This is a genomic window from Cellulomonas sp. B6 (genome assembly GCF_001462455.1).
Classification (GTDB): Bacteria; Actinomycetota; Actinomycetes; order Actinomycetales; family Cellulomonadaceae; genus Cellulomonas.
The window spans coordinates 1-8,312 of record NZ_LNTD01000140.1 but is presented as its reverse complement, the minus strand read 5'-3'; the positions used below and the strand labels follow the sequence as shown (position 1 = coordinate 8,312).

General features: G+C 73.5%; 9 protein-coding genes. 2 read left to right on the top strand and 7 right to left on the bottom strand.

Annotation, left to right across the window (positions count from 1 at the left end):
* A partial coding sequence (locus ATM99_RS13015) for an HAD family hydrolase (RefSeq protein WP_062103311.1) occupies positions 1-732 on the bottom strand: 732 nt, incomplete at its 3' end.
* Entirely contained in the window at positions 729-2,240 is a 1,512-nt protein-coding gene (gltX, locus tag ATM99_RS13010; RefSeq protein ID WP_062103310.1) for a glutamate--tRNA ligase, read from the bottom strand. The genes gltX and ATM99_RS13015, both read right to left, overlap by 4 nt.
* Before the next feature lie 87 nt (positions 2,241-2,327).
* Between gltX and ATM99_RS13005 the strand changes: the two genes are divergently transcribed.
* Complete coding sequence (locus ATM99_RS13005) at positions 2,328-3,110, top strand: GTP pyrophosphokinase family protein (protein WP_082659721.1); 783 nt, start codon at positions 2,328-2,330, stop codon at positions 3,108-3,110.
* Between the two features lie 48 nt (positions 3,111-3,158).
* Here the strand turns inward: ATM99_RS13005 and ATM99_RS13000 are convergent, their stop codons facing one another.
* Positions 3,159-3,947, bottom strand: coding sequence for a fumarylacetoacetate hydrolase family protein (locus ATM99_RS13000; protein WP_062103309.1), 789 nt, complete (start codon positions 3,945-3,947; stop codon positions 3,159-3,161).
* Positions 3,948-3,961: 14 nt separating this feature from the next.
* Entirely contained in the window at positions 3,962-4,780 is an 819-nt protein-coding gene (locus ATM99_RS12995; RefSeq protein WP_062103308.1) for a methyltransferase domain-containing protein, read from the bottom strand.
* 144 nt (positions 4,781-4,924) lie between these two features.
* On the opposite strand from ATM99_RS12995, the gene ATM99_RS12990 reads away from it, so the two are divergent.
* The gene (locus tag ATM99_RS12990) at positions 4,925-6,004 is read left to right on the top strand and encodes a heparan-alpha-glucosaminide N-acetyltransferase domain-containing protein (protein WP_062103307.1); all 1,080 of its coding nucleotides are present in this window, start codon (positions 4,925-4,927) and stop codon (positions 6,002-6,004) included.
* 2 nt (positions 6,005-6,006) lie between these two features.
* Here the strand turns inward: ATM99_RS12990 and ATM99_RS12985 are convergent, their stop codons facing one another.
* From ATM99_RS12985 to ATM99_RS12975, 3 genes are read right to left on the bottom strand one after another with little or no spacing between them, the layout of a single operon-like run.
* Positions 6,007-6,816, bottom strand: coding sequence for an amino acid ABC transporter ATP-binding protein (locus tag ATM99_RS12985; protein WP_082659719.1), 810 nt, complete (start codon positions 6,814-6,816; stop codon positions 6,007-6,009).
* Positions 6,813-7,481, bottom strand: coding sequence for an amino acid ABC transporter permease (locus ATM99_RS12980; RefSeq protein WP_062103306.1), 669 nt, complete (start codon positions 7,479-7,481; stop codon positions 6,813-6,815). Before ATM99_RS12980 ends, ATM99_RS12985 begins: the two co-directional genes overlap by 4 nt.
* A gap of 43 nt (positions 7,482-7,524) precedes the next feature.
* Positions 7,525-8,292 carry an amino acid ABC transporter substrate-binding protein gene (locus ATM99_RS12975; RefSeq protein ID WP_062103312.1) on the bottom strand — a complete coding sequence of 256 codons (768 nt, stop codon included), beginning with the start codon at positions 8,290-8,292 and terminating at the stop codon, positions 7,525-7,527.
* Positions 8,293-8,312 lie beyond the last annotated feature (20 nt).

Sequence of the window (8,312 nt, the reverse complement as noted above, 5' to 3'; positions counted from 1 at the left end):
CAGCTCGGCGAGGTCGTGGATCACGTGGACGCCGGCGGCGACGACCTCGGTCTCGGTGACCGGCACGCGGCGCGGACCCGGGCGGTCGAGCCACACCCCGACGAGCCCGGCGGCGCGCGCGGCGGCGGCGTCGACGTCGAGCTCGTCACCCACGTACGCCGTGCGGGCCGGGTCGGTACCCAGGCGCGCGCAGCCCTCGAGGAAGACGCGCGGGTCGGGCTTGCCGACGCCGAGCGTGTCGACGCCCACGAGCACCTCGATGCGGTCCGCCAGCCCGGCGCGCGTGAGCTTGTCGGTCTGGTAGCCGACGCGCGCGTTGGTCAGCGCGCCGACGCGCACACCGGCGGTGAGCAGCGCGTCGAGCGCGGGGACGGCGTCGTCGTGCGCGGCCCAGCCGTCGGCGAACGCGGCGTCGAACACCGCGTCCCACGCGTCGTAGGCCGCGTCGTCGAGCACCGGGCCGCCCACGGCCGCGTGCAGCTCGTTCGCACGCGTCATGCGCTGCTGCCGGAACGTCTGCTCGCCGCGCGTGTACGCGCGGTAGTGACCGCCCGGGTCGGCGCGCCACAGCGCGAGCGCGGCCTCGACGTCGGCGCCGGGCGCGTACCGGTCGAGCACCGCGGCGAGCGCGCCACGGAACGCGTCACGCGTCGCGACGAGCGTGTCGTCGACGTCGAGCAGGACCCCGTCGACCGGCGACGGCGCGGGGCCGCCCCCGGGCCTGCGCGTCACAGGGCGGCGCGCAGGCCGGCGACGCGCGCGAGCGTCGCGTCCTTGCCGAGGATCTCCATCGACTCGAACAGCGGCGGCGACACGCGGCGGCCCGTGAGCGCGACGCGCAGCGGCGTGTAGGCGAACCGCGCCTTGATGCCGAGCCCGCCCTCCTCGGCCGGTGCCACGAGCGCCGCGGCCAGCGCGGTCTGCGTGGCCTCGGTCGTGAACCCGTCGGCGGGCAGGTCGCCCAGCACGCGGGCGGCGGTGTCGAGCACGTCGGCGGCCTCGGGACGCAGCGCGGTGCGCGCGTCCTCGACCACCTCGACCGCGTCGTCGGCGACGAACAGGAAGCCGAGCATCCCGACGGCCTCGCCCAGCAGCGTCATGCGCTCCTGCACGAGCGGCGCGCCCGCGTCGAGCAGCGCGCGGTGCTCGGGCGCGAGGTCCGCGTACGAGTCCGCGGGGACCAGGCCGGCGGCGTGCAGGTACGGCACGAGCCGGTCACGGAAGTCCTCGGGCGCGAGCAGGCGCACGTGCGCGGCGTTGATCGCCTCGGCCTTCTTGAGGTCGAACCGCGCCGGGTTCGGGTTGACGTCGGCGACGTCGAACTTCTCGACCATCTCGGCGACGGAGAAGATGTCACGGTCGGGTGCGATGGACCAGCCGAGCAGCGCGAGGTAGTTGAGCAGCCCCTCGGGCGTGAAGCCGCGCTCGCGGTGCAGGAACAGGTTGGACTCGGGGTCCCGCTTCGAGAGCTTCTTGTTGCCCTCGCCCATGACGTACGGCAGGTGGCCGAACTGCGGCAGCACGCTCGCGACGCCCAGCTCGAGCAGCGCGCGGTACAGCACGACCTGGCGCGGGGTCGACGACAGCAGGTCCTCGCCGCGCAGCACGTGCGTGATGCCCATGAGCGCGTCGTCGACCGGGTTGACCAGCGTGTACAGCGGGTGCCCGTTGCCGCGGACGATCACGTAGTCCGGCACCGAGCCGGCCTTGAACGTGACGTCGCCACGCACGAGGTCGGTGAACGTCACGTCCTCGTCGGGCATGCGCATCCGGAGGACGGCCTCGCGGCCCTCGGCGCGGTAGGCGGCCTTCTGCTCGTCGGTGAGGTCGCGGTCGAAGCCGTCGTACCCGAGCTTGGGGTCGCGGCCGGCGGCGCGGTGCCGGGCCTCGACCTCCTCGGGCGTCGAGAACGACTCGTAGGCGTACCCGCCCTCGAGCAGCCGGCGCACGACGTCGCGGTACAGGTCGTACCGCTGCGACTGCCGGTACGGCTCGTGCGGGCCGCCGACCTCGACGCCCTCGTCCCAGTCCATGCCGAGCCAGCGCAGCGCGTCGAGCAGCTGCTCGTACGACTCCTGCGAGTCGCGCGCCGGGTCGGTGTCCTCGATGCGGAACACGAACGTGCCGCCCACGTGCCGGGCGTACGCCCAGTTGAACAGCGCCGTCCGGATGAGGCCGACGTGGGGCGTGCCGGTCGGGGACGGGCAGAAACGAACGCGCACGGGGGTGCTGGCGGGCACGGGACACCTCGGGTCTGGCGGCGATGGGGATCGACGTCAGCCTACCGAGCGCGGAACGCGACGACGTGCACGGTCGTTGGGCAGGGCATGGCACCGGGTACGACCTCCACGCAGCAGACCGACGCAACCCCGGGAGGTCTCGTCCAGACCGTGCGGGACCAGGTCGCGACGCACCTCGAGCCGGGTCTCGGCACCGGGGTCATCACGACGGTCCGCGACGCGCAGCGCGAGCTCGCCCGGTTCCGCATGGGTTACGAGTTCGGCATCGAGGAGATGCTCACCAAGATCCGGATCCTGCGCTCGGAGTTCCGCCAGACCCACGACCACAACCCGATCGAGCACGTGACGTCGCGCCTGAAGTCGATCGACTCGATCCTGGAGAAGACGACGCGGTACGGCTGCGCGGCCGACCCCGAGACGATCCGTGAGCGGATCCTCGACATCGCGGGCATCCGCATCACGTGCAGCTTCGAGTCCGACGCGTACTGGGTCGCGGACATGCTCGCGTCGCAGCCCGACGTCGAGGTCGTGCGGCGCAAGGACTACATCGCCGAGCCCAAGGCCAACGGGTACCGCTCGCTGCACCTCATCGTGCGGATCCCGGTGTTCCTGTCCGACCGCACCGAGCACGTGCCGGTCGAGGTGCAGATCCGCACGATCGCGATGGACTTCTGGGCGAGCGTCGAGCACAAGCTGTCGTACAAGTACCACGGCGCGCTGCCCGAGGACCTGCGCACCGAGCTGCTCGACGCCGCGGTCACGGGCGCCGAGCTCGACGCGCGCATGGGCCGGCTGCGCGCCGAGGTGCGGGACCTGGGTGCGCAGGGCGCGACGGGCACGCCGCCGGGCACGGACACGCGCCCGGCCTGAGCCCGGCGGACCCGTGGTCGGCGTCGGCGCGGTGCCGGGCGGCCCGGGTCAGGGCGTGCGGCGCAGCACCGGGTTGCGCAGCACGCCGATCTCCTCGACCTCGACCTCGACGACGTCGCGGTGGTCGATGCGGCCGACGCCTGCGGGCGTGCCGGTGAGGATGACGTCGCCCGGCAGCAGCGTGAAGACCTCGGAGACGTAGGACACGAGGTACGCGACGTCGAAGACCATCTGCGACGTGCGCCCGTCCTGGCGGGTCTCGCCGTTGACGCGCGCGGTCACCGCGAGGTCGTCGACCTCGAGGCCGGGCACGACCCACGGGCCGAGCGGGCACGACGAGTCGAACCCCTTGCCGCGGGTCCACTGGGCGTCGGAGCGCTGCACGTCGCGTGCCGTGACGTCGTTGGCGACCGTGTAGCCGAACACGTGGTGGAGAGCACGCTCGGGCGGGACGTCCTTGGTGACCTTGCCGATGACGACCGCAAGCTCGGCCTCGTGCTCGACGTGCTCGGTCCAGTCGGGCAGCACGATCGGGTCGTCGGGGCCGATCACCGACGTGTTGGGCTTGAGGAACAGCAGCGGCTGCGCGGGCACGTCGTTGCCGTGCTCGGCGGCGTGCTCGGCGTAGTTGCGCCCGACGCCGACGATCTTGGACCGCGGGATCACGGGCGCGAGCAGCCGGACGCCGTCGTCGTCGAGGCGGATCCGCTCGCCCGTGGGCTGCACGGGCGTGTAGATCGGGTCGCCCGTGATGACGACGAGCTCCTCACGGCCGGGCTCGCCCTCGACGAGCGCGTAGCGGGGGTCGGAACCGGTGGTGAACCTGGCGATGCGCACGGGCCCACCCTAGGTCAGACGCGCGCGAGCACCTCGCCGTGCGGCACCGCGAACCAGCCGTCGAGCGACTGGCCCCACTCGCGCCACGCGTCGGCGAGCAGCTCGAGCCCGACCTCGTCGGCGAGGTGGTGCGCCATGGCCTGCACGGCGAAGTTCGACGCGACGCAACGGTCGGCCCACAGCCCCGCCCACCAGGCGCGGTCCTCGGGCGTCGCGTAGCACCAGATCCCCGCACCGGGCGCGATGCCCGCGGGGTCGAAGCCCGCGTCGCGCACCCAGGACAGCAGACGACGGCCCGCGTCGGCCTCGGCGCCGTTGGCCTCGGTGACCTCGTGGTAGAGGGCCTGCCACTCGTCGAGCCCGTGATGCTCGGGGTACCAGGTCATGGCCGCGTAGTCGGCGTCGCGGACGGCGACCACGCCGCCGGGGCGCGTGACGCGGCGCATCTCGCGCAGCGCGGCGACGGGGTCGGTGAGGTGCTGGAGCACCTGGTGCGCGTGCACGACGTCGAACGAGTCGTCCGGGAAGTCGAGCGCGTACGCGTCGCCCACCCGGAACGTGACGTTGTCGGCGCCCTTCTCCTGCGCGTGCTCGACGGCCGCCTCGAGGACCTTCGCCGAGCGGTCGACGCCGACCACCTCGCCGGGGGCGACGCGCGACGCGAGGTCCACCGTGACGGTGCCCGGGCCGCAGCCCACGTCGAGCACGCGCTGGCCCGGTGCGAGCGCGGGCAGCAGGTAGCCGGCCGAGTTCTCGGCCGTGCGCCAGCGGTGCGAGCGCAGCACGCTCTCGTGGTGGCCGTGCGTGTAGACGTCGGGAGTGCGGGTGGTCACCAGGGCACTGTAGGCGCGCCGTCCGGCCGGTAACCACAACGCGGGACCGATCGACTCACATGCTGAGAACGGGAGACCACACGTGCGCACCCGCGTGTGCCCCGCACCACACAGCGGCGGGCACCGTCCGCATAGGCTGCGCGCGTGCGACGCATCGTCGGGGTGGACACCGCCAGGGGGCTCGCGGTGCTGGGCATGGTCACGGCCCACGTGGGCCCCGACGACGCGTGGCGCACGACGCCGCCGGGCGGGTGGTCACAGCTCGCCGACGGGCGCCCGTCGGCGCTGTTCGTGCTGCTCGCGGGCGTCGGGCTCGCGCTGCTGTCGGGCGGCGACCGGCCCGTGGACGGCACTCGCCTGGTGCAGGCGCGGCTGCGGATCCTCGTGCGCGCGGCGCTGCTCGTGGTGCTGGGCACGCTCCTCGTGCTGCTCGAGACGCCGGTCGTCGTCATCCTCGTCGTCTACGCCGCGCTGTTCGTGGCCGGGGCCGCGGTGCTGCGCTGGCCCCGGTGGGCGCTCGTCACCGCCGCCGTGGTCGTCGCGGCGGTCGGGCCCGTGCTGCGCCTGCTGCTCGTGCGGCAGGTCGCGGTCGTCGACGAGCGTCCCCTCGACCTGCTGACGGTGCTGCTGGGCCACTACTACCCCGCGGTCGTGTGGGTCGCGTACGTGCTGGTGGGGCTCGCCGTGGGACGCAGCGACCTGCGGTCGGCGCGCACGCACGCGTGGCTCGCGGCGTGGGGCGCTGGCCTCGTCGTCGTCGGGCACGTCGGCGCGTGGGCGGCGCGCCTCGCACTGGGCCGCGTCACCGAGCTGACGACCGCGGAGCCGCACGCGTCGACGTTCTTCGAGGTCGCGGGCAACACCGGCGTCGGGCTGCTCGTGCTCGCCGCGTGCCTCGCGGTAGGGCTGCGGTGGCCGCGCGCGCTCGCGCCGCTGAGCGCGACGGGCGCGCTCGCGCTGACCGCCTACACGGGTCAGCTCGTCGTGATCCGGATGCTCGGCGACGACGTGGTGTGGCAGCCGACGACCACGGGCTGGCTCGTGTTCCTGCTGGCCACCGTCGGCGCGTGCTGGCTGTGGCACGCGACGCTGGGCCGCGGGCCGCTCGAGCGGCTGCTGCACGTCGTGTCGGTGCGTGCGGCCGACGTCGCGCCGGACCCGCTGCCACCGCGCCCCGACGCCGCACCGTCCACCGGCGACGAGACGGCCGCACGCCGCCGCTGAGGTCAGAGCGGGTCGAGGATCCGCTGCAGGAACCGCCGCGTGCGCTCCTCGCGCGGCTCGACCAGGACGTCGCCGGGCCGCCCCTCCTCCACGACGACCCCGCCGTCCAGGAACATCACGTGGTCGGCCACCTGCTGCGCGAACCGGATCTCGTGCGTCACGACGACCATCGTCCAGCCCTCGGCCGCGAGGTCGCGCATGACCGTCAGCACCTCGCCGACCGTCTCGGGGTCGAGCGCCGACGTCGGCTCGTCGAACAGCAGGAGCCGCGGACGCAGCGCGAGCGCACGGGCGATGCCGACGCGCTGCTGCTGACCGCCCGACAGCTCGTGCGGGTAGGCGCCTGCCTTGTCGGCGAGCCCCACCTTGGCCAGCAGGGCGGTCGCCTCCGCCTCGACCTGCGCGCGGGGGCGGCGCTGCGCGTACAGCGGCCCCTCCGTGACGTTCTGCAGCGCGGTGCGGTGCGGGAACAGCTGGTGCGACTGGAACACCATGCCGGACGTCGCGCGCAGGCGGCGCAGCAGCGCGGGCGAGGGACGCGCGGCCATGTCGACCTCGACGTCGTCGACCCGGACCGCGCCGGACTCGGGCACCTCGAGCGAGTTGAGGCAGCGCAGCAGCGTCGTCTTGCCGGACCCCGAGGGGCCGATGAGCACCGTCACGCTGCCGCGCGCCACCGTGAGGTCGATGCCGCGCAGCACGTGCAGGTCCCCGAACGACTTGGTGAGCCCCCGCACCTCGACCAGGGGGCGGGCGTCGCCCGTCGTGCCGGTGCCGTCCGTCACGGCGTCCTCCTCCCTCGCGCCGCTCATCGCGCCACGAACCGGTCGAGCCGGCGCTCGAGGCGGGCCTGCGCGCTCGACAGCACCAGGCAGATCAGCCAGTAGATCACCGCTGCCAGCGAGTACAGGGTCATGAACTCGTACGTCGGCGCCGCGATCTCCTGCGCCTTGCGCAGCAGCTCGGTCACCATGATCGTCGAGGCCAGCGACGTGTCCTTGACCAGCGAGATGAACGTGTTGGACAGCGGCGGGACGGCCACGCGCACGGCCTGCGGCAGCACGACGCGCCGCAGCGTCAGCGTGTGGTCCAGGCCGATGGTCGCCGCCGCCTCCCACTGGCCCTTCGGCACGGACAGGATCGCCGCACGGATGATCTCCGCGGCGTACCCGCCGACGTTGAGCGAGAACGCGACGACCGCCGACGGGAACGGGTCGATGACGATCCCCAGCGACGGCAGCGCGTAGAAGATGATGAACAGCTGCACGAGCAGCGGCGTGCCGCGGATCACCGACACGTACGCGCGGGCCAGGCCGGACACGACGCGTCGCCGCGACAGCCGCGCGAGCGCGACGAGCAGCGCCAGCACGAGGCCGACGGCGAACGAGATCAGCGTGAGCGGGATCGTGCCCCGGACCGCACCCGACAGCAGCGGCCCGATCGACGACAGCACGAGGTCCCAGGTGTCCGAGGTCACCGCGCCCGCTCCCCCTCCCGCGCCGCCGCCGGCTCGTGCGGCGTCACTGCGAGACGTCCTGGCCGAACCACTTCTCGGAGATCGTCGCGAGCGTGCCGTCGGCGCGCAGGGTCGCGAGCGCCTCGTCGATCTTCGCGGTCAGGTCCGAGCCCTTGCGCAGCGCGAACGCCTGCTCGACCGTGTCCCCGGTCTCGAACGCGATCTTCACCGACGTGTCGCCCGAGGACTTAAGGTACTCGAGGACCGCGAGGTCGTCGTTGAACGTGACGTCGATGCGCCCCTGCTTCAGCAGTGCCATGGCCTGCGTGAGGCCCTCGACGGACTCGACCTGCGCGCCGGCGTCGCGCGCGACCTGCGACCAGTTCGACGTCGCCGACTGCGCGGCCGTCGTGCCGCTGACGTCCGCGAGCGACGTGATGCTCGTGTCGTCGGCGGCGACCACGGCGACACCCGTCGACACCGTGTACGGCGCGGACAGGTCGTACTTGCCCTGGCGCTCGTCGGTCACCGTGACCTGGTTGGCGACCACGTCGTACCGCTTCGCCTCGAGGCCCGCGAAGATCGAGTCCCACGTGGTCTCGGAGAACTCGACCGGCATGCCGAGCTCGTCGGCGACCGCCGTGATCACCTCGACGTCGTACCCCGTGAGCTCGCCGCTCGCGTCGTGGAACGTGAACGGCGAGTACGTGCCCTCGGTGCCGACGCGCAGCACGTCCCCGCCGGCCGACGCGGACGCGCCGCCGCCCGGGGCGTCGCCGGACGAGCAGGCCGCGAGCGCCCCCACGGCGAGCAGGACGGAGGCGGCGAGCAGGCGACGGGGCGTGCGGGACA

Coding starts and splice junctions, on each gene's coding strand:
- ATM99_RS12985 (WP_082659719.1), bottom strand. CDS start 6,816: ATGAGCGGCGCGAGGGAGGAGGACGCCGTGACGGACGGCACCGGCACG.
- ATM99_RS13005 (WP_082659721.1), top strand. CDS start 2,328: ATGGCACCGGGTACGACCTCCACGCAGCAGACCGACGCAACCCCGGGA.